The organism is Ruegeria sp. HKCCD7181, from assembly GCF_057221055.1.
In genome coordinates, this window is the sequence record NZ_JBWVBC010000009.1 from 176,558 (window position 1) to 196,929 (window position 20,372).

General features: G+C 56.2%; 21 protein-coding genes. 15 read left to right on the forward strand and 6 right to left on the reverse strand.

Going from position 1 to position 20,372, the window contains the following annotated elements; translation table 11 throughout:
- The first annotated feature begins 53 nt into the window (after positions 1-53).
- The 5 genes from AC2TCY_RS17515 to AC2TCY_RS17535 all read left to right on the forward strand — a co-directional run bounded on the left by AC2TCY_RS17515 (position 54) and on the right by AC2TCY_RS17535 (position 6,250).
- Positions 54-1,619, forward strand: coding sequence for an ABC transporter substrate-binding protein (locus AC2TCY_RS17515; RefSeq protein ID WP_480849288.1), 1,566 nt, complete (start codon positions 54-56; stop codon positions 1,617-1,619).
- Positions 1,620-1,623: 4 nt separating this feature from the next.
- Positions 1,624-2,544: a glutathione S-transferase family protein gene (locus AC2TCY_RS17520; protein ID WP_480849290.1), complete on the forward strand. Its 921-nt coding sequence runs from the start codon at positions 1,624-1,626 to the stop codon at positions 2,542-2,544.
- A 66-nt stretch (positions 2,545-2,610) separates the two neighbouring features.
- Positions 2,611-3,588, forward strand: coding sequence for an ABC transporter permease (locus AC2TCY_RS17525; RefSeq protein WP_480849291.1), 978 nt, complete (start codon positions 2,611-2,613; stop codon positions 3,586-3,588).
- Positions 3,585-4,535 carry an ABC transporter permease gene (locus AC2TCY_RS17530; RefSeq protein WP_480849293.1) on the forward strand — a complete coding sequence of 317 codons (951 nt, stop codon included), beginning with the start codon at positions 3,585-3,587 and terminating at the stop codon, positions 4,533-4,535. The genes AC2TCY_RS17525 and AC2TCY_RS17530 overlap by 4 nt, the downstream gene beginning before the upstream one ends.
- Positions 4,536-4,540: 5 nt before the next feature.
- Positions 4,541-6,250 (forward strand): ABC transporter ATP-binding protein, encoded by a 1,710-nt coding sequence (locus AC2TCY_RS17535; RefSeq protein ID WP_480849295.1) that lies wholly within the window; start codon positions 4,541-4,543, stop codon positions 6,248-6,250.
- A gap of 271 nt (positions 6,251-6,521) precedes the next feature.
- Here the strand turns inward: AC2TCY_RS17535 and AC2TCY_RS17540 are convergent, their stop codons facing one another.
- Genes AC2TCY_RS17540 through AC2TCY_RS17550 form a run of 3 tightly spaced genes read right to left on the reverse strand, consistent with a single transcriptional unit; the run spans position 6,522 to position 8,381 of the window.
- Complete coding sequence (locus AC2TCY_RS17540) at positions 6,522-6,857, reverse strand: carboxymuconolactone decarboxylase family protein (protein WP_480849297.1); 336 nt, start codon at positions 6,855-6,857, stop codon at positions 6,522-6,524.
- A 12-nt stretch (positions 6,858-6,869) separates the two neighbouring features.
- On the reverse strand, positions 6,870-7,631 hold the full coding sequence (locus AC2TCY_RS17545) for an amino acid ABC transporter permease (protein ID WP_480849298.1): 762 nt from the start codon (positions 7,629-7,631) through the stop codon (positions 6,870-6,872).
- A 9-nt stretch (positions 7,632-7,640) separates the two neighbouring features.
- Entirely contained in the window at positions 7,641-8,381 is a 741-nt protein-coding gene (locus AC2TCY_RS17550; protein WP_480849300.1) for an amino acid ABC transporter ATP-binding protein, read from the reverse strand.
- Positions 8,382-8,502: 121 nt separating this feature from the next.
- Here AC2TCY_RS17550 and AC2TCY_RS17555 point away from each other — a divergent pair, with 121 nt between their 5' ends.
- The gene (locus tag AC2TCY_RS17555; RefSeq protein WP_480849302.1) at positions 8,503-9,273 is read left to right on the forward strand and encodes a transporter substrate-binding domain-containing protein; all 771 of its coding nucleotides are present in this window, start codon (positions 8,503-8,505) and stop codon (positions 9,271-9,273) included.
- A 42-nt stretch (positions 9,274-9,315) separates the two neighbouring features.
- Here AC2TCY_RS17555 and AC2TCY_RS17560 read toward each other — a convergent pair whose 3' ends face one another.
- Entirely contained in the window at positions 9,316-9,924 is a 609-nt protein-coding gene (locus AC2TCY_RS17560) for a helix-turn-helix domain-containing protein (RefSeq protein ID WP_480849303.1), read from the reverse strand.
- A 72-nt stretch (positions 9,925-9,996) separates the two neighbouring features.
- Here AC2TCY_RS17560 and AC2TCY_RS17565 point away from each other — a divergent pair, with 72 nt between their 5' ends.
- Positions 9,997-10,731, forward strand: a complete 735-nt coding sequence (locus tag AC2TCY_RS17565) for a creatininase family protein (RefSeq protein WP_480849304.1) — start codon at positions 9,997-9,999, stop codon at positions 10,729-10,731.
- Here AC2TCY_RS17565 and AC2TCY_RS17570 read toward each other — a convergent pair.
- Positions 10,709-11,578, reverse strand: coding sequence for a LysR family transcriptional regulator (locus AC2TCY_RS17570; RefSeq protein ID WP_480849305.1), 870 nt, complete (start codon positions 11,576-11,578; stop codon positions 10,709-10,711). The genes AC2TCY_RS17565 and AC2TCY_RS17570 overlap by 23 nt on opposite strands.
- Positions 11,579-11,687: 109 nt before the next feature.
- On the opposite strand from AC2TCY_RS17570, the gene tmpA reads away from it, so the two are divergent.
- The 8 genes from tmpA (at position 11,688) to AC2TCY_RS17610 (ending at position 19,159) form a co-directional block, all read left to right on the forward strand.
- Positions 11,688-12,827 carry a 2-trimethylaminoethylphosphonate dioxygenase gene (gene tmpA / locus AC2TCY_RS17575; protein WP_480849306.1) on the forward strand — a complete coding sequence of 380 codons (1,140 nt, stop codon included), beginning with the start codon at positions 11,688-11,690 and terminating at the stop codon, positions 12,825-12,827.
- Positions 12,824-13,420, forward strand: coding sequence for a (R)-1-hydroxy-2-trimethylaminoethylphosphonate oxygenase (tmpB, locus tag AC2TCY_RS17580; protein ID WP_480849308.1), 597 nt, complete (start codon positions 12,824-12,826; stop codon positions 13,418-13,420). The genes tmpA and tmpB overlap by 4 nt, the downstream gene beginning before the upstream one ends.
- Positions 13,421-13,776: 356 nt before the next feature.
- Entirely contained in the window at positions 13,777-14,757 is a 981-nt protein-coding gene (gene bioB, locus AC2TCY_RS17585) for a biotin synthase BioB (protein WP_480849310.1), read from the forward strand.
- Positions 14,754-15,887: an 8-amino-7-oxononanoate synthase gene (locus AC2TCY_RS17590; RefSeq protein ID WP_480849312.1), complete on the forward strand. Its 1,134-nt coding sequence runs from the start codon at positions 14,754-14,756 to the stop codon at positions 15,885-15,887. Before bioB ends, AC2TCY_RS17590 begins: the two co-directional genes overlap by 4 nt.
- Complete coding sequence (bioD, locus tag AC2TCY_RS17595) at positions 15,884-16,504, forward strand: dethiobiotin synthase (protein WP_480849313.1); 621 nt, start codon at positions 15,884-15,886, stop codon at positions 16,502-16,504. Before AC2TCY_RS17590 ends, bioD begins: the two co-directional genes overlap by 4 nt.
- Positions 16,501-17,787: an adenosylmethionine--8-amino-7-oxononanoate transaminase gene (bioA, locus tag AC2TCY_RS17600; RefSeq protein WP_480849315.1), complete on the forward strand. Its 1,287-nt coding sequence runs from the start codon at positions 16,501-16,503 to the stop codon at positions 17,785-17,787. Before bioD ends, bioA begins: the two co-directional genes overlap by 4 nt.
- Positions 17,784-18,404 carry a pimeloyl-ACP methyl esterase BioG family protein gene (locus AC2TCY_RS17605; RefSeq protein WP_480849316.1) on the forward strand — a complete coding sequence of 207 codons (621 nt, stop codon included), beginning with the start codon at positions 17,784-17,786 and terminating at the stop codon, positions 18,402-18,404. The genes bioA and AC2TCY_RS17605 overlap by 4 nt, the downstream gene beginning before the upstream one ends.
- The gene (locus AC2TCY_RS17610; RefSeq protein WP_480849317.1) at positions 18,401-19,159 is read left to right on the forward strand and encodes a methyltransferase; all 759 of its coding nucleotides are present in this window, start codon (positions 18,401-18,403) and stop codon (positions 19,157-19,159) included. Before AC2TCY_RS17605 ends, AC2TCY_RS17610 begins: the two co-directional genes overlap by 4 nt.
- A 44-nt stretch (positions 19,160-19,203) precedes the next feature.
- On the opposite strand, the gene AC2TCY_RS17615 is transcribed toward AC2TCY_RS17610, so the two are convergent.
- The gene (locus tag AC2TCY_RS17615; protein WP_480849319.1) at positions 19,204-20,211 is read right to left on the reverse strand and encodes a helix-turn-helix domain-containing protein; all 1,008 of its coding nucleotides are present in this window, start codon (positions 20,209-20,211) and stop codon (positions 19,204-19,206) included.
- Positions 20,212-20,372 lie beyond the last annotated feature (161 nt).

Here is a 20,372-nt window from a genome sequence, read left to right on the forward strand (position 1 = left end):
GAGCTATGGTTTGAGTCCAAAACCGTTTGCGGGACAAGCAGGGAGTTATTGCCATGATCTTCAGGAACAGTGTCGTTGGTTTGGCCATGCTGGTCGCCAGCACGGCGCAAGCCGCCGAATTCAAGTGGGCGTCAACCACCGATCCGCAGACAATGGACCCTCATGCGGTAAACTCAGCACCTGTTCTGGGCTTCCTCAACAACGTCTACGAAGGGCTGGTCCGCCGTGGCAAGGATATGAGTGTCGAACCTGCACTGGCAGTTAGCTGGGAACCCATCGGTGAAGGTGAAGGTTGGAGGTTCAGGCTGCGCGAAGACGTCACCTTTCATGATGGAAGCAGTTTTGACGCGCAGGATGTTCTGTTCAGCTACCAGCGCGCTTCAAGCGAAGCGGCAGATACCCGCAGTTGGTTTGCCCCGATCAGTGAGGTGAACGTGGTGGACGATTTTACCGTCGACTTTATGACCACTGCACCAAATCCCCTGTTCCCGTCTTCGATTGCCAACTGGATGATCATGGATCAGGACTGGGCAGAAGCAAATGATGCCACTGAGCCCGACAAGGAAACTGGCAATTATGCCACCATCAACGCCAACGGCACCGGCGCTTTCAAAGTCACGGCGCGCGAGCCGGGTCTTAAAACCGTGCTCGAACCACACGAAGGCTGGTGGGGTGAGGTAGAGCACAACCTGACCCGAGCCGAATTCAACCCGGTTCAGAACCCCGCCACTGCCGTGGCCGCGCTGCTATCCGGCGATGTCGACATGATAAACCCGGTTCCCATTCAGGACGTCGCTCGGTTGCAGAGCAACGGTGATGTCAACGTCATTCAGGGCATCGAAGCGCGTGTGATCATGCTTGGGTTTGACCATGAAGCAGAAAAACTGAAATACTCTGATGACGCTGGGAAACCGAACCCGTTCCTTGATCCACGTGTACGACGGGCAGTGGCCCAAGCGATCAATGTAGATGCTATTTTGGCTACTATCATGCGCGGTAATGCCGAACCCGCTTCTCAACTCGTCAGCCCGGCAATGAGCGGTTATTCCAAGGCGAACGCCGACCGCCCCGTATTTGATGTCGAAGCCGCCAAGGCACTGTTGACCGAGGCAGGTTATAAAGACGGTTTCTCGTTCGGTCTTAAATGCCCAAATGACCGCTATCTGAATGACGAAGCCGTGTGTCAGGCCGTTGTCGGTATGCTGGCACAAATCGGGATTACCGCCGAACTCGACGCGATGCCGGTACGCAACTACTGGCCCGAGCTGCGTGAAGACAATTACGACATGTACCTGTTGGGCTGGAGTCCTGGCACCTTCGACGCCGAACACCCTGTCAGGTTCCTCGTGGCCACACCCAACGAAGAAAAGAAGCTAGGCAGTTGGAATTTCGGCGGTTTCTCGAATGAGCGGGTCGATGAGCTTTTGCCGAAAATCCAGTCCGAACTGGAAGCCAACAAACGGCAAGCGATGCTGGACGAAGTCGCACAGATTATTCAGGACGAACAGGTCTATGTTCCAATGTATGTCCAGCCACTGGTCTGGGGTACGCGCAACAATGTGGAATTGACCCAACGCCCCGACAACTTTTTGATTCTGCGCTGGGTCTCGGTGAACTGATCCGATGGGGTTGATGATCGCGGGCCAGTATCACCCTGATGACCCAGCCCCCGATACGAAGCTTGACGGCGAATACCGCCGTCAGGTCTCGACAATACGAAACCCACTTCCCGATAAGCCGTATGCGCCGCGTCGCTTTCATCTGTACGCGGCATGGAATTGCCCCTGGGCTCATCGCGTACTGCTGACGCGAGCCGTGAAGGGTTTGGATGAACTGATCACGGTCGCTTACGCCAAACCACGCCGCACTTTAGATGGCTGGGTCTTCGAGGACGGTGCCGATGATCATTTCGACGCGACAGCCCTGCATCAAGTCTATGCCCGCATTGAGCCTGCCTATACCGGGCGGATCACTGTACCTCTTCTGTGGGACCGCGTTGAAAACAGAGCCGTTTCGAGCGAGTCTGCCGATCTGGTCCGAATGCTGGGTACTCTGCCCGACTTCGGCCCGAACCTGGCGCCACAGGAAAAGCTGCCTGAAATAGAAAACTGGAACGCAAAGATCTACCCGCGTCTCAATAACGGGGTCTATAGGGCCGGTTTCGCGCGAACTCAGGATGCTTACGAGGCAGGCGTTCGAGATGTATTTGGGATGCTGGACGAGCTTGAAAGCCACCTCTCCGAGAACCGATTTCTGTGTGGAGACACCCTGACAGAAGCCGACCTGCGCTTATTCCCGACCCTAGCCCGGTTCGATGTGGCTTATCATTATGCGTTCAAATGCAATGTGCGTCGATTGACCGACTACCCCAATCTGTGGGGATATGCACGTGACCTCTATGCCCGTCCGGAAATTGCCCAAACCGTAAAGTTCGAAATCTACAAAAAGGGTTACTTTTCGCCTTCGGAATTGCGCAACCCCCTGGGCATCGTTCCCTTGGGCCCCGACGTCAACTGGAGCACACCGCACAATCGAGGCACTTAGGCTTGGCTGGTGACTTGACCGTCCGGTCGGGGAAAGCATAGACAGACAGACCAACGGGGAAAAAGAATGTTCGCATATATAGTCCGTAGAATGTTCCAGTCTGTGATCGTGTTGTTGGTCGTGGGTCTGGTGGCGTTTTCGATGTTTCGCTTTGTCGGCGATCCGATTGACAACATGCTTGGGCAGGAACGCACGCAAGCCGATATCGACCGGTTAAGGACCGAACTTGGCTTGGACCAACCCTTTCCGGTCCAATATTTCAAGTTCCTGAAAGGTGCGGCTCAGGGCAATTTCGGGGTCTCATACCGCCAAGGTCGCCCGGTTTCCACGATCATCGCCGAACGTGCGCCTGCAACGCTGGAGTTGGCTTTTGTTTCGGGCTTTCTGGCCATCACCATGGGTATCGCATTGGGTGTTTTCACCGCCATACGACGACAAGGTATTGCGGCCAATGTAATTATGACTGTCAGTTTGATTGGCGTCTCGTTGCCCACCTTCCTGATCGGGATTTTGTTAATCTACATATTCTCGGTTGAGCTTGACCTCTTGCCGAGTTTTGGCAGGGGCGAGACCGTGATGATAGGCAACTGGTCCACTGGCTTCCTGACGACCTCTGGCCTGAAAGCGCTGATTTTACCGGCAATCACTTTGGGTCTGTACCAGATGACACTGATCATGCGACTGGTCCGATCTGAAATGCTTGAAGTTTTGCGCGCTGACTACGTCCGCTTTGCCCGCGCTCGCGGGTTGTCGGACCGGGTGATCAATTTCCGTCATGCGCTGAAGAATACTCTGGTGCCAGTAATCACAATCACCGGCCTTCAGCTGGGCTCGATCATCGCCTTTGCCATCATCACCGAAACGGTGTTCCAGTGGCCCGGCGTCGGGTTGCTGTTCATCAACGCGATCCAGTTCGTCGATATCCCAGTAATGGCTGCTTATCTGATGCTGATTTCGGTGATGTTCGTCACGATCAACCTGATCGTGGATCTTCTGTACTATGCCATTGACCCGCGCCTGCGTGTCGACGCGAGGGCCACATGACCGATACAATCGAAAACCCGAAAGCCATGCCCAAGTCGCGCCTGGCCAAGCTCTGGGACAGCGATTTTGCATGGTCCTTCCGCCATTCTCCGATGGCCATCATCGCCTCGTTGGTTGTTGTGATCCTTGTGCTGGCCGCAGTCTTTGCGCCGCTGATTGCACCGTACAACCCGTTCGACCCGGCAACGCTGAACCTGATGAACGGGTTCACGCCGCCCGGTACTCCTAACGCATTTACGCAGGAAACCTTTCTGCTGGGCACGGACGATCAGGGCCGAGATGTGTTCTCGACCATCCTGTATGGCATGCGCATCTCGCTGTTCGTGGGCGCCGCAGCCGTGTTTCTGGCCCTCATCATCGGTGTGATCCTAGGGCTGGTGGCTGCGTATTTCGGCGGCTGGATTGAAACTCTGATCATGCGGATTGCGGATGTGCAGCTGACTTTTCCGGCTATTCTGGTGGCGATGCTGATCTTCGGCATTGCCAAAGGCGTGACACCGCCGGAATACCGTGACGAGATGGCTATCTATGTGCTGATCATCGCCATCGCCTTGTCGGATTGGGTACAATTCGCACGCGTTGTGCGTGGCGCGGCACTGGTCGAAAAGAATAAGGAATACGTTCAGGCCGCCCGTCTTATTGGCCGTGGTCCGATCCCAATCATGTTCCGCCACATCCTGCCAAATGTCCTCAGCCCGGTTTTGGTAATCGCAACGATCTCGCTGGCACTGGCTATCATCGCCGAGGCAACGCTCAGCTTTCTTGGCGTAGGTGCTCCTCCGACCCAGCCGTCGCTAGGTACGCTGATCCGTATCGGGCAGGGTTTTCTGTTTTCGGGTGAGTGGTGGATTCTATTCTTCCCAGCCTGCACGCTGCTGGCCCTTGCACTGTCGGTCAATCTGCTGGGCGACTGGCTGCGCGATGCACTAAACCCCAAATTACGGTGACGTTGATGAGCCTTCTAACAATCCAGAACCTCACCGTTGAATTCCCAACCCGTCGCCGGCTTTTTACGGCGGTGGACCATGCGGACCTGTCCGTCGAACCCGGCGAAATCCACGGGCTGGTCGGCGAATCCGGTGCGGGTAAATCCACCATTGGCGCGGCGGTCATGGGTCTGCTGGAACGTCCCGGCCGCATTGCCAGCGGCGAAATCAAGCTGGGCGGAGACCAGATCAGCGGCCTGGATGCCGAGGCCATGCGAGGGCTGCGCGGTAAGAAAATCTCGATGATTTTTCAGGATCCGCTGACCTCTCTGAATCCATTGTTCACGGTCGGCGAACAGCTGACTGAAACGATCCAGGCCCATCTGGGAGGGTCCGAGGCAGACGCCAAAAAACGCGCGCGCGACTTGATTGACCGGGTCGGTATCCCTGACCCGGATACGCGGCTGGACCAGTATCCGCACCAGTTTTCCGGCGGGATGCGGCAGCGGGTGGTCATCGCATTGGCCTTATGCACCGAACCGGACGTGATCATCGCGGACGAACCGACCACCGCGCTGGACGTATCAGTGCAGGCGCAAATACTGGACCTGATCAAGGAACTGGCGCGTGAACGACAAGTGGGTGTCATTCTGATCACCCATGACATGGGCGTGATCGCGGATACCACGGATCGGGTGACGGTGATGTATGACGGCAAAGTCGTTGAAAGCGGCGCGACGTCACAAGTTATGGGCCGCCCCGAGCATCCATATACCAAGTCATTGATCGCGGCAGTTCCGCGGCCCACGTTGAAACTGCACCGTTTTCCGCAGATCAGCTATGGCGGTCGCGAAACGCGGTTCGCCATCGACGACATGGCGCGCCACTGGCCGAAGCAGGAGAATGACAAATCCAAACCAGTGTTCGAGATCCGCAACATCTCGAAACACTTCTTGCAGCGCCGTGGTCTGTTGCCTTGGGATCGTACTTATTTCACAGCGGTGGACGATGTCAGCTTTGACATTGAGGCAGGCGAAGTCTTTGGTGTCGTAGGGGAATCCGGGTCTGGAAAGTCCACGGTTGCACGTATGATCGCGGGGCTCTATCCGGTTGACGGCGGGTCCATCACGTTTGACGGCAAGGTGGTCAGTGACCTGAGCGACAAGGCCGGTCTGGACGCTTATCGCAAGAACATCCAGATGATCTTTCAAGACCCGTATTCATCATTAAACCCACGCATGCGTGTCGACGAAATCGTCGCCGAACCGATCCGTCATCACCGCCTGATGCAGGGCTCCGATGTCAAACGCCGGGTGGATGAGTTGTTGGATCAAGTCGGCCTCGGATCCGAGGCCGGGTTGAAATACCCACACGAGTTCTCGGGCGGTCAGAGGCAGCGGATTTCGATCGCTCGTGCTTTGGCGACGCAACCGCGTTTCCTGATCTGTGATGAGCCGACAAGCGCGCTGGACGTATCAATTCAGGCGCAGATTCTGAACATCCTGAAGGACTTGCAGGAGCATCTGGGGCTGACCATGCTGTTCATCAGCCATGACCTGCCAGTGGTCCGGCAGATGTGCGACCGGGTTGCGGTCATGAAACAAGGTCAGATGGTTGAGATTCAAGAGACCGATGACCTGTTTGCCAATCCGCAGACCGAGTATGCCAAGGAGTTGTTGACCTTGATGCCCAAACTCGACGACCTGTCGGTTGAAGGTCTAGGCGTCGAAGCCTGACGGCAGCAAACGCCTGACACTGGAGAGAACTGAAACCTGCCAACCCGGCAGGTTGTTCATCCCCGACAAAATCCGATCTCATTGTATTCGGTATTAGCCACCAAACCGCAAAGGTGGCGGTTGAATTAATTGACCGATGCGATGATGTTGTCCGGGATTAATCCTGATCAAGACGACACAGTGCCATTGTGCTGGGGTTCTTCTAAGTCAAGCGGGCGGTTATCTGCACTGACGCGGATGAAAGAGGGCCAAGCAGGCCAATGGCCTTCGCCTATTCCGAAAACACGTCAAACGCCTTGAGCGCCTTCGCGCTGTAGGCATAAGATGGCCCGCCTCCCATGTAGGTCGCCATGGCCAATGCCTCGCACATTTCTGCGCGGGTCGCCCCAAGTCGGACAAGCGAACGCACGTGAAAACCAATGCAGCTATCGCAGCGCGTAGCGACGGCGATGCCCAGCGCCATGAACTCCTTGGTCTTCTCGCTCAGCGCACCGTCCGTTTTGGCGGCCTTACCCATAATACCGAACCCGCGCACAGTTTCAGGAACCTCTTTCGAGAACGTGCCTATATTGGCCTCGGTTTCGGCCATGAAGTCCTTCCAGTCCATCCTAACAACTCCTTATCCGCGCTCGTCTGCGCCCATGCGCCGTTCTAACCAGCGCACTCCAGCGCTGATGATCAGCACCAGCACCAGGTATTCAAAAATCAGCAGAGTATAGATTTCCAATGGGCGGTATTCGGTCACCACAAGCTCATTGGCGCGACGCGTCAGTTCCTGCATCCCGATGACACTGGCAAAGGCGCTCATCTTGACGATGTATATGAACTGGTTGGCCAAAGGGGGTAGAATGCGCCGGATCGCCTGCGGCAGGATCACGTAGCGCATGGTCTGAACGTAGTTCAGCCCGATGGTTTGCGCCGCCTCGCTTTGGCCCTTGGCGATGGACTGTATACCTGCACGATAAATTTCGGCGGTAAAGGCGCTGTCAGATATCGCGAGCGTGATGATCGCGCCCCAGAACGGATCAATCGGGATGTTCATGCCCATCGACTGAAACACGATCGGTAGGCCGTAGAAAACCCAGAACAACATCGGCAGCAACGGAATCGAGCGGACGAACTCTACATATACCCGATTGACCAGACGCCAGCCGCGCTTTTCCGAAAGCCCCGGCAGGGCCACCAGCAACCCGACAACAATCGACATTATTGCAGCAATCAGAGAAATCTGGATCGTCGCGCCCATACCCGAGACCAGAAATTTTACGTTGGTCCAGCCCGATGGCTTGGTCGGATCTATCACATACCAGCCCCAGGTCTGGGACGAGGAACACCCCGCCAGCAGCAGGACAAGAGGCAAAAGAACAAGAGGTTTTTTCATCGACGCCACTCAGTGCTGCAATATCTGACTCAGGAACTTCTGACACCGTTCGGACTGAGGATTGGTGAAGAAATGTTCGGGCTTTCCTTGTTCGACGATCTCGCCCGCATCCATGAAAATCATCTTGTCCGCGACTTTTCGGGCAAACCCCATTTCATGGGTGACGACAACCATGGTCATCCCCTCCTCGGCTAGCTCCACCATGACTTCCAAAACTTCGGAAATCATCTCGGGGTCGAGTGCTGAAGTGGGCTCATCAAACAGCAGAACCCGAGGTTCCATGCACAGAGATCGGGCAATTGCCACGCGCTGCTGCTGTCCGCCGGACAATTGAATGGGGCGTTTTTCCGCTTGGTCGGGGATGTGGACGCGCTCGAGATAATGGCGCGCCCTTTCCTCGGCATCCTTGCGACTAAGCCCCCGGGCCTTGATCGGGCCAAGGGTCAGGTTTTCAAGAACCGTAAGGTGCGGAAACAGGTTGAACTGCTGAAACACCATCCCGACCTCGGACCGGATTCTGGCCGCCGATTTAGGGTCATCGGTCAGCTCCAACCCATCAATCCGAATGGTACCTTTCTGGTGTTTTTCCAGCTGGTTGATACAGCGCACAACTGTAGACTTACCCGAACCCGATGGGCCGCAGATCACGACTTTTTCACCGCTGGCAACCGTGAGATTGATATCTTTGAGCACATGGAATGTGTCAAACCACTTGTTAACATCAACAAGCTCGATTGCGGCGTCTGGCATTGACTGAACTGCCCTTATTTTATTCTCAGTGGAATATTTTCTTGAGGTTATCTTTGTCTTTGCGCTTAAATCAAGGAACAATATGGCAGCAAGCGCCAACCGCCACCAACGGGAGAAATAGATGAACACTTTTTTGAAAGCTGCGGCAGCTGCGGCAATGGGTTTGGTATTGTCGGGCGCCGCACAAGCCCAATCGGCATTAAACGAGGTGCTGGATTCCGGCGTTCTCAAGGTCGGGACAACGGGTGACTGGAACCCGATGTCACTACGCGACCCCGCCACGAACAGTTACAAAGGCTACGACATCGACATCATGAACGCACTGGCCTCTGATCTGGGCGTCGAGGTGCAATATGTGCCCACCGATTGGAAAACGCTGGTCAACGGAGTAGTCGCCGGCAAGTACCACATTACCGGTTCAGCCTCGATTTCCCCGCCACGGATGAAGGTTGCAGGCTTCTCCGACAGCTACATTGCGGTTGAGTTGTTTCCGTATACAACCAAGGACAAAGCCGACAAATTCGACGGTTATGACTCGATCAACCAACCGGATGTGAAGGTCGCGACAACCCTCGGAACGACTTTCGAGAAACGTGTGCGCGAATGGTTCCCGAACGCCGATATCAAAGTTGTCGAAGCTCCGGCACGTGGATTTCAGGAGGTTCTCGCGGGGCGCGCGGATGTATTCATAACATCGAACATCGAAGGCTCGACACTCGAGGCCAAGTTCCCGGTTGTCCGGGTCAAGAATGCCGGCCCTCGGTCGCCTTCGCCAATTGCGATGCTGTTGCCGCAAAGCGATCAGGTCTGGATCAACTATGTGAACAACTGGATCGAAGTAAAGAAAGCCCAGGGTTTCTTTGAAGAGAACAGGAAAAAGTGGGGCCTTTGATCCCTGCAGTCCGTTACGCCCGGCCCTAGCGGTCGGGCGTTTTTAGATTCCGCCGGAAACGGCTTTGGAAACAACTGTAAGAAAACTGACTCTGCCAGTTTTCAGTTCCACCGGACCATGCGCTGCGTTGGAATCGAAGCTAAGGCTGTCACCAGGTCGCATGTGATAAGTTTCATCGCCGCAGCCGTAAACCATTTCTCCATCCGTCACATGGATGAACTCGACACCTTGGTGGCGGTATAGTGGCCGTGTGCTCAATGGCGCTTCAAGAGTGACACTAAAACTCTCAAAATTAACATGATGAGCTTCAGCCCGGCCAATCAGTTTGTAGCTATGACCTTGCCCGCTGCCCAAGCGTTGTACAGTCACCCCCTCGCCCGCAGCCACAAAGGATACGTCCGAGCGCTCGACTGTGCCTGCGAAGAAATTGATCAATGGAACGCCAATGCTACTGGCCAACGCGTCAAGGGTGCCCAACGAAGCCGAAACCTGCCCGCGTTCGATCTTGGAGATCATTGCCGTCGACACCCCGGACCGACCCGAAAGTTCGGTCAAGGTTAACCCGGCAAGAACCCGATGCGTTTTGACCGTAATGCCGATCAAGTGATCCAAGGGCGGCTTTTCGGCCGAGATTTCAAGTGAATCTTCCATTGGCTCAGAGTATCGACGTGTAGCAAAAAGGAAAAGCGGTACTCGGCGCTGTGAGTTTTGAAAGGGCCTGCAATGAAATTGGAACACATGACGTGGTACGAAGTAGGCGCTCGTATCGACACGGGTGCGGCCATCCTGTTACCGGTCGGTTCGACCGAACAACACGGACCCATGGGTCGCATCGGGACTGATACTATCTGTGCCGAAGCCGTTGCAAATGCCGCAGCCGATTTGTGCGGTGCAATTGTTGCTCCACCGCTGGCATATACGCCCGCGCCCTTCAACACGGCTTTTCCGGGCACAGTCTCCGTGTCGGCCAAAACCTTTCGTTGTCTCGCGCAAGAGGTCATAGGCGGTCTTTTGGTCCAGGGGTTTGTGGGCGTGTTTGTGGTGAACGGCCACGGCGCAAACCTCGAGCCACTACGCCAGATCGCCGAAGGGCTTGCCCCGGGGAAGCTACGCATCCGCAGTTGGTGGGAACCGGAAGGTGTTAATACTCTGCGCAAAGATCTCTACGGAGAATGGGAGGGTATGCATGCAACACCTTCCGAAATCGCAATAACTCAATCCCTGCTCGGTGCGTTGCCAGCCAACCAAGCCGCCGAGCCGCCGGAAAAACTGAGCCCTGAATACCTAAATGCGCACAAGGGCGACCGCCACGGTCCGCCGGCTGATCACCGTATGCAGTTTCCGGACGGTCGCGTCGGATCTCATTCCGCTCTGGCCCGCCCGGAAGACGGGTCGGCGCTATTGACCGCTGCGGCGGAAGCCATCGCGCAGGAATTCAAATCGTTTCAGGCATCTTGAGAACGCTCGCCAGTCTTTCCCACTGACGGCGGCCGATGGCATCCTTTGACGCAAGCAGCCAGTAGGTTTCGTGATGTCCCAGAATGTCGTGCCCACAACGTTCCAGCGTACCGGCTTCGATCTCATGCGAACACAAGGGCAGAGAACCCAACACAACGCCAAGTCCCGCCTTTGCCGCGCCGAGTGCACTCAAAAATGTATCGAAGCGTAACCGCGGCGCGGGTTCGGCGGGGGTGCCAAAACGGCTGCTAAAGTCACTCCACCCTGGTCGCGGTCCGGTACAGGAAATTCGCGGCCAATCTTTCCAATCTCCACCTAAGTCCATCAGTTTGGGAGAAGCGACAGGGACCAAGGCCTCCCGGTACAGGGGTAACTTATAGTCATGTGGCCAGTTTCCTGCACCGTAGCGGACCTGGATAACATCATCGAACGAGGCCATCTGGCTACCCAGAACCAACGACTGAATGGACAGCTTTGCACCTGTCGCCTCTTGCACGCGCGCCAGGCGCGGCGTCAACCAGAGATCGATAATAGACTGACTGGCCGAAATGGTCAGGCTGTCGCGCCCGCTCGAGAACAGCGCCTCGGAACTCTCTCGCAGTTCGGTCAGAGCTGCCTGTACCGGTGGCAGCCAGGCTTCACCTTCAACAGTTAACGAGATGTTGCGCGCATTTCGCACGAACAGCTTGGTCCCAAGGTGTTGCTCCAGATTGCCGATACGCTGACTGATCGCAGGCTGCGTCAAACCTGTTTCCGCAGCAGCAGCTGTAAAGCTTCCGCATCGCGCAGCAGCTTCGAACGCACGTATCCATTCCAGCGGCGGCAGTTGAAACTTTCGTTCACCCATAAGCTAAACCGATACTTACTGCGTCTATTTCTGATTTGAGTTTATCCGTGCGATATAGAATTTGTAAGGCAAACTGCAACACGCGAAACCCATCACCGAGAGTAAGATTATGGAAACAGCCGTTGACCACACAGGCCACGTCCTCACGTTGAAAGACGGCGAAGACGTTATGCGCTTTCATGCGATCTGGCTGCGCGATAATGCGCAGGATGCCGATACGCGTTCGCCCGTGAATGGCCAGAGACTGATCGCACTCCGGGATATCCCAGGCGATACACGGATCGCCGCTGCATCCTGTGGCGAAGCGGGAATTGAGGTTCGGTTTGAACCGGAAGGCAAAACCGTCTTGTTTGACGCTGATTGGTTGCGGACCCATGCGTACGACCGCTCAGCCGTGCATAAACGCGGGTGGTGCTCCAAAAACGTTGAGTGCTGGGATTCTGGCATATCAGACAAGGTTCCAACGGGCACACTCAGCGAATTGGAAACTGGTGGTGACGCCCTTGCAGACTGGCTGGAAGGTGCGACGCGCTATGGGTTCGCCAAGATCGAAGGCGGCCCGATTGAAGAAGGCGCGCTGTTCCGCGTTGTGGATCTTTTCGGATTTGTCCGCGAAACCAACTATGGTCGCCTGTTCGAAGTTCGTACCGAGGTGAACCCAACAAATCTGGCGTTCACTGGTCTGGGTCTCCAGGCCCACACTGACAACCCCTATCGTGACCCTACCCCCACTGTTCAAGTCCTCTACTGCCTCGAAAGCACGGCAGAAGGAGGGGAAAACATGGTGGTCGACGGTTTCGCCTGCGCCCGACGCCTGCAACAGGAAAACCCGGACTATTTCGACGTGCTTGCAAACTACTGTGCACGTTTCGAATACTCTGGCGAAGAAGGTGTCTGCCTAACCTCGCGCCGCCCGTTGATAGAATTGTCGCCCGATGGCGAATTGATTGCCGTTCGGTTCAACAACCGCTCTCTGGCGACGGTGACAGACGTCCCGTTCGAAAAGATGGACCTGTGGTACGCCGCCTATCGGAGGTTGGGCGAGATCATTGACGACCCCAACATGGAAGTAACATTCCGGCTGGAACCCGGAGAAGGCTTCATCGTCGACAACACGCGCGTTCTTCATGCACGCAAGGCGTATTCCGGCTCTGGCAAGCGATGGCTACAGGGCTGTTACGCTGACAAGGACGGATTGCGCTCTACCCGGGACGCAATGCGCCGTGGAAAAATGGAGGCGGCGCAATGAGTGCTTCTTACCAAGAGCTGACACCGGAAACCATCGTTGACTTCCTTGGTTCGATCTTTGATCGCCGGGGGGCAGAAGAATATCTGGGTGAACCCGTCACGATGGGCGAACATATGCTGCAAGGCGCAACTCTGGCAGAAAAGGCCGGACATTCGGAGGAAATCGTCGCCGCAGCGCTGTTGCATGACATCGGGCATTTCACCAGTGAATTTGGCACGTTCACAATGAACGACACCGAGGACCGCCACCACGAGGATGCGGGCGCCGAGGTTCTGGAACAGTTTTTCCCGTCGGTCATCACAGATTGCGTACGCTACCACGTGGCAGCAAAGCGTTATCTGTGCGCCACCCGCCCCGAATACCTGCGCCGCTTGTCCGAAGCCTCAATTCACTCTTTGAACCTTCAGGGAGGCGCTATGAGTGACGAAGAGGTCGCAGAATTTCAAAGCCACCCAAATCTCGAAGCCATCATCGCCGTCCGCTATCTGGATGATGCCGGCAAACAGGATGGGATGCAGACACCGGATTTCTGGCACTTCGCGCCAATTCTCCAACGGCTGGTGGACCAGCATTGCCAGCCGACTAGAGCTTAATTACATCGTTTCGGTTCAATTGACTCCGTCCGTCCCACTCAATTTCGCGCGGTGCGTTTTTCGCACCGGGGCGGGGTCGATTGATTGCCAGATACACAGGTGCTGCGTGGGCTAACTTAGCTCCAAGCATCTCGACGCAAAGTCCAGTTATTGGCTTGCGCTCCTACCCGCTTGCACGTCGCGCAAAATCTGGAACCCGCCGACAGTCATCCCGGTCAAGCTGCCCGTCCAGTCGCAACTATCTACAGGCGGTTTTTGTCCGGCACCAAGGTAGTTTTGGAGAATCCAGTTGTAGTTTTCCGCGTTATCGATAATAAGTCCCGTGAAAAATTGGGATCCTGAAAAATATCGATAAAATGAAAAACGCTACCTTTTCCTGGACTCGAGAGGCCGCTCTGGCCCTGTACGACCTTCCGCTCATGGATCTTTTGTTTCGCGCTCAGACAGTCCACCGCGAAAACTTCGATCCCAACAAGGTTCAGACGTCAAAACTTTTATCGATCAAAACCGGCGGCTGCGCCGAGGATTGCGCCTATTGTTCGCAATCAGCCCGCAACGGCTCGACTCTCTCAGCATCAAAACTCATCGAGGTTCAGCGCGTACTCACTGAGGCGCGCAAAGCCAAAGACGGTGGTGCAACCCGCTTTTGCATGGGGGCCGCCTGGCGCGAACCCAAGGACCGGGACATGGACGCGCTTGTCGCCATGGTCGAAGGCGTTCGGGACCTTGGTATGGAAACCTGCATGACGCTTGGTATGCTGGACGACAATCAGGTTTTCCGGCTGCGCGATGCCGGGCTGGATTACTACAATCACAATATCGACACGTCCGAACGGTATTATTCCGAAGTCATCACCACGCGTACATTCGCCGACCGGATCGACACGATGAACCGTGTGCAGGAGGCCGGAATCAAGGTGTGTTCCGGCGGCATTCTGGGCATGGGAGAAGAGACCCAGGACCGCGTGGATATGCTCGTGACACTGGCCAACATGGCTCCGGCACCGGACTCGGTGCCGATCAATATGCTGATGCCGCAGGAAGGCACACCGTTGGCCGACGCCAAGCCAATCGATCCGATCGATTTCGTGCGCGTGATTGCCACGGCCCGCATCATGATGCCAAATTCCTATGTGCGTCTTTCCGCGGGTCGCAGCGAAATGAGCGACGAGCTGCAAGCAATGTGTTTCCTGGCCGGGGCGAACTCGATCTTCGTCGGCGAAACTCTTTTGACTGCAGAGAATCCGGAAGAAGACACCGATGCGATCCTGTTTGCCAAACTCGGGATTCAGGCCGAAACCGCGGCAGAGCAAACGTGTGAGGAAGCCGCTGGATGAAGGCGTTAAGCCGCCTACGGTCCATGCTGGCGGCCCTGGACAGTCGGCATCGCCGCAGGTTTCTTTCACCACGGCGCGGTTTGGATTTCGCGTCCAATGACTATCTGGGATTGTCGCAATCTCCGCTGTTGCAGCAGGCAGCTCAACAAGCGCTGGAACAAGGCATTCCACTGGGCTCAGGAGGATCGCGTCTGTTACGCGGCAATCACCCCGAGCACGAAGCATTAGAGCAGGAAGCCGCCAAGTTCTTCGGAGCCGACGCAGCCCTGTTCATGGGTGGAGGATTTCAAGCTAACCAGGCGATATTCTCGACCCTACCGGCCGCAGAAGATCTGGTACTTTACGATGAACTTGTACATGCCAGCGCTCATGAAGGCATGCGCATCGGCCGCGCTCAGATGCGCGCGTTTGCACATAATGATGTACGGGCGGCGCAGGACGTGATTGCCGACTGGCGGGCTGCGGGCGGTTCGGGTCAGATCTGGATCGCTGTGGAAAGCGTCTATTCCATGGAAGGCGATATTGCGCCTTTGGAAGACCTGTCCAGATTGGCTTGCACCCACGACGCTGTTCTGGTTGTGGACGAAGCTCATGCCACAGGTGTTTTCGGGCCGAATGGCAAAGGTCTGGCGCACGGTCTGAAGGCTGAGGTGCTGACCTTGCACACCTGCGGCAAAGGTCTGGGGGTATCCGGGGGACTGATTTGCGGAGCGCAGGTTATGATCGATGCGCTGATCAACCGCGCACGGCCCTTCATATTTGCAACAGCCCCTGCCCCATTCAGCGCGGCCCTTGTCCGGGCTGTGCTCGGGCATTTGCGATCAGATATTAGCCTGAACGAGGCTGCTCGCTCCCGCATTCAGTTTGCCCATGGCGAAGCGCTGCGCCACGGTGTTCCGGAAGGCGCGCTCAACAGTCAGATCATTCCTGTCATTCTCGGTGATGACGCCCTGACGATGACCACAGCCGCTGCGTTGCAGGGTCAGGGGTTTGACGTTCGCGGCATCCGTCCCCCGACCGTTCCGCGCGGAACGTCTCGGTTAAGGATTTCCATCACAGGCAACGTCGACACGGCTGACATCTCGCGCTTGTTCGATACGCTCGCCCGTCATCGGAAGGAAGCCGCATGAGCACCGTGATTGTCACAGGCACCGACACTGGCGTCGGCAAGACCGTATTCGCCGCGGGGCTGGCCACAGCTCTGGGTGCAAGCTACTGGAAACCCGTGCAATCCGGGCTTGAAGATGCAACGGACACCGAAACGGTGGTCAATCTGTCAGGTGCCGCATCCCTGCCCGAAACCTACAGGCTCGACATGCCGGCCTCACCACACCTATCCGCCGAGGATATGGGGATTGAGATCGACCTGTCACGTCTTGCTCTGCCGCAGGTCGAGGGGCCTCTGGTTGTAGAAGGCGCAGGCGGCGTCATGGTGCCTTTGAACCGCGAACAATTCTTCATCGACCTTTTCGCACAATGGCAGGCCCCTGTGGTTCTGGTCGCCCGCACGGCGCTTGGCACGATTAACCACACGAGCCTGTCCCTGATGGCGCTGCGGAACGCAGGCTGCCCTGTGGCCGGTGTCGCATTTATTGGCGACCCGGAACCGGACGTTGAACAGACAATTGCTCAGATGTGCAATGTGCGGCATCTGGGCCGCCTGCCGTATATCGACAACATGTCGCGCGCGTCTCTGACCAAAGCCTTCGAAGCTATCGACGTTGAAGCAATCCGGAGCTTCCTGTGACCCCGCTGGAATTTGACGCCCGCCACTTATGGCACCCTTACACCAACGTGCTTGATCCGGGCCCTATGCACCTGATCACCGAAGCCGACGGAGCTTGGCTGACGCGGGATGACGGGACCAAAATGATCGACGCGATGTCATCATGGTGGTGTGCGGTTCACGGGCATCGTCACCCGGCCATCGTCGGTGCAATGCAGAACCAATTGGCGCAGTTGCCGCATGTAATGTTTGGCGGCCTGACCCACCAACCCGCGATCGATTTGGGCCGAAAGCTGATCGACCTGCTTCCCGATGGGTTGGATCGCATTTTCTACAGCGACAGCGGTTCGGTCTCGATCGAGGTCGCACTGAAGATGGCGGTTCAGTACCAAATGGCCATGGGCCGCGCGGATCGCACACAATTCGCCACCATCCGCGGCGGTTATCACGGCGACACCTGGAAAGCGATGAGCGTTTGCGACCCCGTCAACGGAATGCACGGGCTGTTCAGCGGCGCCCTGTCGATCCAACACTTTCTGCCACGCCCACCAATCTCTTTCGATCAGGAATGGTCCGAAGATGCCAATCTCAATGGGTTGGGCGCTCTGGAAGAACTGTTGGCGGCCAAGGCAGGCCGGATTGCGGCCCTGATCCTCGAACCAGTGGTTCAAGGTGCGGGAGGTATGTATTTCTATCACCCGACATGGCTGCAACGTGCGCAGGAAATGTGCAAAGCCTACGATGTGCTGGTGATCTTTGACGAGATCGCCACCGGGTTTGGACGCACTGGCGAGCTGTTCGCAATGCATCATGCCGGCGTCTTGCCTGACATCCTCTGCCTGGGCAAAGCTCTGACTGGAGGCCATATCACGATGGCCGCCACTGTTACGACCGAAAATGTTGCACGCGGTATCGGTGAGAGCGAGGCCAGTGTTCTGATGCACGGCCCAACTTATATGGCCAACCCATTGGCCTGTGCGGCGGCAGTTGCCAGTCTGGAACAGCTGACCGCTAGAAACTGGCACGAAGAGGTCAGCAACATTGCCGAACAAATGGCACGTGAGCTTTCTCCGGTCCGCGGATTGCCGGGCGTCGCCGACGTCCGCGTTCTGGGGGCAATCGGTGTCATTGAGATGGAAGAACGGGTCGACCCGTCAATCGCTCACAACCTCGCAGGGGAAACGGGTGTATGGCTGCGCCCCTTCGCCCGGAATATCTATTGCATGCCACCCTACATCATCACCCCGGATGAGCTGAGCTGTGTGACGGCAGCCATGGTTTCGCTGGCCAGAGATGTGTCATGAAGCATAAGTGGTTGTCACGCTCTGGCACCCAGGACCTGATCGTGGTTTTCGGTGGATGGGCGCTTGGCGCGGTTCCGTTCACAAGCCTTTCGGGCCCCGACGATGTCCTGTTCGTGGACGACTACACAGAGTTGGATGATCCCCTGCGAGAACTGGAACACTATGACCGGGTTCGCATGATCGCCTTCTCCTTCGGCGTGGCATCGGCAGGGCATTGGTTGAGCCAAACGGGTTTTCACCCGGATAGCCTGATCGCAGTCAGTGGAACGCTTGCGCCCGCAGACGCAGAACGCGGCATTGTCCCGGATATAATCCGGGCCACCGCGGATCAGTTGACAGAAGATAGCTTCGCCAAGTTTTGCCGCCGCGCCGGTTTTGAGGGGGTGGCACCAAAAATAGACGTCGAAGCCGCAAAGGCTGAACTATACGCCATAATTTCGCGCGGTCCGGCCCTTGAACAGAGCTTCGACCGAATATGGATTCCACAGCGCGATCGGATCATACCCACAAAGGCGCAAGAGGTAGCATGGCAGTCGCAAGAGCACGCTGTCCGGACTATCCCCGGCCCTCATGTCCCGTTCCGCGCCGGGCAAAACTGGACGGACTGGATCGCATGAATGCGCATCTGGCAGAACGCGTACAGCGCAGCTTTAACCGAAGCTTTGCGAGCTATCACGAGTCTGCCTGCCAGCAAGCGCAGATCGCCGATCTTCTGGCGCAAAAACTCCACGATTGCGGCGCGCCGCGCCACTTCATCTCCGCCCTGGAATTTGGATGTGGCACCGGCCACCTGACCCAGAAATTGCGTGATGGGTTCGGTTTCGACACGCTTACCCTCAATGACCTGTCGCCCCAGGCTCGAGATACAGCCAAAACGTATAGAGCAGCCTTTCTATGCGGTGACGCCAGGACAATTGATTGGCCTGCGGAGCCCGATCTGATCGCGTCTGCATCAATGATCCAATGGCTTGCCGATCCGGCTGCCTTTTTGCATAAGGCATCGGCCGCGCTTGCGCCCGGTGGTTGGTTGGCTGTTTCCGGGTTCGGTCCGGAACAATACCGTGAGCTCACTCAGATTGGCTCGTCTGCCAAAGCACCCGGGTTGTTTCAGCCCGAAAACATGGTCGCCGCTGTGCAGAGTAATCTGGAAATCGTGACTGCGGGGGAAACCACGCGGCAAATGCACTTTGCTTCGCCTCGAAAAGTTCTGGAGCATCTTCGGAAAACCGGAGTGAACGGACGCGCACAAAAAACATGGACCAAGACCCGCCTCTCGCAATTTACGAACGAGTATATCAGCCGGTTTGGCAGCGAAATGGGCGTACCTTTGACTTATCATCCGATCTGGATCATCGCCCGCAAGCGCGCCTGAGCCGTCCGGCCATTCACCAATCTTAGAGATAAGCTCCAAACCCGCTAAGCGGGATTGTAGTGCCCCGACAGTTCTCCTGCGAAGCGCTGATTGCGAACGTATTCCGGCGTTGTTCCATATTGAGCCCGGAATGCACGCGCCAAAGCCGTTGCAGAAGAAAATCCGGTCGCTGTCGAAATTTCCCGCTGAGGCATATCAGTATGCCGAAGCAAACTGTGCGCACGTTCCAACCGAAGTTCCCGATATGTCGTCAGGAGTTTTTCACCCGTCTTACTCAGAAATCGCCGCTGAAGCTGGCGCGTGGATGTTCCAAGCGACTTAGACAGCTCGGGGATTCTGAGGGGATCCTCGACATTCTTCAACATTTTATCGATGGCCAACCTTACCGTCGGGTCAGCACCGGAACGTTGAATAAGTCGGCTTGCGAGCTGGCTTTCACATGCCCGTTCCGGTTCAGTCAAACCGATGTAGCCACGTAACGTATCTGCCAAATGCTCGCCGTGATCCAGCGATACAAACTCTGACATCAGCCGCAAAGCACTTAGTTTTGTGGACGCGCTGTGAGTTCGGCCATCCAACGCTCGATGTGAACTGGTTCTGCTTCCAATTAGCCCGACTTCCTGAGCGGCAGCTGAAAAATTGGGATGAATTGCCGCAACAGCCTCGTTTGCCCGGCCCACTTGAGCAAGGAGCAAAACCGCTCCGCCAACAAGAATTGAGCGAGATGACAGGTTTAACACTTGTGTGACCCAGGATTTATCCTGACCGGACGGCTGCCAGTTTTTGTGGATATCTCCCCAGAAAATCGCTGTACGCCCGGCCCAGTACAATGGCCCACCGGCCGGTTCTTCGGCGATCACGCGAAATTTGATGTTATATGCATAACCTTCAACAAGATCATTCAAAGCCCGATAAAACTCGACGATCATCTCTGCAGACGCACATGCCCTGGGATCAGCAAGGATTACATCGATCTTTTGAGTTTTCTCAGGCGGTGCCGACGCAGTTTTTTCCAAATGCACATGGTCGTTCTTGAGGACATAGTGTTTCATTGCTCCTCCACCTGCTTAATACGGGCGTTGCTTGTAGCTGTATTGCCCTCTTCCGGTTCAGCACCCCGCCCTATTAGGGCGGGGGTCTATTTTGTGTATTGCCTTATTACTCTGCGGCTTCCTCGTACGCTTCCATTGGGGGGCATGTGCAGACGAGGTTT